The sequence below is a fragment of the Bacillus sanguinis genome, from assembly GCF_018332475.1.
Classification (GTDB): Bacteria; Bacillota; Bacilli; order Bacillales; family Bacillaceae_G; genus Bacillus_A; species Bacillus_A sanguinis.
In genome coordinates this window covers 1-1,634 of the sequence record NZ_BOQB01000532.1, presented here as the reverse complement: position 1 = coordinate 1,634, position 1,634 = coordinate 1, and the positions used below count along the sequence as shown (strand labels likewise).

General features: G+C 29.8%; 3 protein-coding genes. 2 read left to right on the top strand and 1 reads right to left on the bottom strand.

The annotated features are described in order from the left end of the window. Nucleotides 1-136: 136 nt before the first annotated feature. On the top strand, nucleotides 137-289 hold the full coding sequence (gene exsG / locus KI369_RS28275; RefSeq protein WP_000395678.1) for an exosporium protein ExsG: 153 nt from the start codon (nucleotides 137-139) through the stop codon (nucleotides 287-289). A gap of 215 nt (nucleotides 290-504) precedes the next feature. Beyond that, on the top strand, nucleotides 505-714 hold the full coding sequence (locus KI369_RS28270; RefSeq protein ID WP_000830253.1) for a hypothetical protein: 210 nt from the start codon (nucleotides 505-507) through the stop codon (nucleotides 712-714). A 95-nt stretch (nucleotides 715-809) separates the two neighbouring features. Here KI369_RS28270 and KI369_RS28265 read toward each other — a convergent pair. After that, on the bottom strand, nucleotides 810-1,634 hold an 825-nt coding region (locus KI369_RS28265; RefSeq protein WP_238484976.1), incomplete at its 5' end, for an arylamine N-acetyltransferase family protein.

Below are 1,634 nucleotides of genomic sequence, written 5' to 3'. Positions count from 1 at the left end.
GATTTATATAAAATAAGTAGTTCTAATAGACTGATAATCATTTATGCGAATATATGAGAAAATGGATGTATTTCCTATTACATTTTTGAATAAAATCCATAAAGTATAATATACGGATTGAAAGGAGGAGATTTGAATGGAATTCCAATTGTTGGTGACTTGTATATTACAAGAAGGTAATGCTTTCTTTTTAGTAACGAAAGTAGACGATGTTATTACATTGAAAGTACCAATTACAGCGGGAGTAGCAGGTTTATTCTTAGCTTTAGGTGTACCAAGATGTTCTTAATTTAAATCTCTAGAGTAGAAAGAGGAGGACAAGCCTCTTTCTACTAATACATAATTATTTTATGTAAACTAAAGTATTCTTTTTGTAATAGCACGTTTAAAATGGACATGCATATACTATAATGTTTCATTGGATGTTTGTGATAAAAGGTAGTTTTAAATAGTACATTCAGTGATATTTTTTTAGCTATGAAAATAAAAGAGGTGCTATTATATATGAAAAGAAGAACATTTGATATTCCAGTCACATTACGAAGAGAGTGGTTTTTAATTGAATTGGCCCATTTAACGAAAAAATATGGAATTGAAATTGCAACTAGCAAAATGGAAGCTGCACCGTTTTTAAGAGATCAAGTTACGGAATCAAAAATAGGGTCAGGGCTCCAATACGATAAATATGATGATGAGTATATCATTGAAAATTAAAGGATAAGAGCAAAACAAATTTCTTTATAACAAAATATAAAATAAAGCAGATTCTAAATATGGAATCTGCTTTATTATGAAATACTTTTAGTCAACTAACCTCTTTCTAGTGTTTTTCCTACATATTTCACTTGTGTTATTCCAAAAGATTCACGAAGAATGCGAGCATAATCTTTTGATTCTATTGGACGTTTATTTTTGGTGCCTTTAAAGGTTTCTGTATAATTTTTATTTGTTAATGATATGTGACCATAATTAGTTAATTTACAAGTGATAGCTCCTTTATTAAAAGGAGATTCTTTATGTTCTACAATGACTTTTTGAATGTTATTCACCTTTTGCTCATCTATTGGATCTAAAGTGAAGGCATAGCCTATTTTCCATTCATCTGAAGGTTCAGATTGTAAAAAATTTGTAGATTCCCCGTTAGCTCCTTTTCTCATTTCTAAAATGTGTGTACCTTTTTGAATAGTTCGTTTGCAAATTCGATATTCACCCGTTTGAGAAGATATGACTTCTCCGCTAAAAGGGACTGGATGTAAAGGTAGGTGAGAGGCAAAACCGGCATCTATAACATAATCTTTTTTATTATGATGTAATATGATAATGACATGACCATCATCAGGTTTCCATTTATTATCGTAAAGGTCATAAACAGTACCGGCTACTTTATATACTTGAAATCCACAATCCATTAAAAAGTAATATAGTAAGGAGTTTAATTCATAACAAAGACCGCCTCGTTTTTGAATAAGTAACTTTTCTACTAAGTTATTTTTTGAGATGTTTTTAATAGTGCCAGCCATAATATCAAGATTTTCATAGGGGAGAATCATTCCCATGTTTAAGAGAATTTCATCTAAATCATTAAATGTTATTTCTTTTGCAGGAATTTTTAGTCGTTTAAAAAACTCCTTTTG

What these genes read in the sequence shown, in the direction of transcription:
- KI369_RS28270 (WP_000830253.1), top strand. Translation starts at nt 505, where the DNA reads ATGAAAAGAAGAACATTTGATATTCCAGTCACATTACGAAGAGAGTGG.
- exsG (WP_000395678.1), top strand. Translation starts at nt 137, where the DNA reads ATGGAATTCCAATTGTTGGTGACTTGTATATTACAAGAAGGTAATGCT.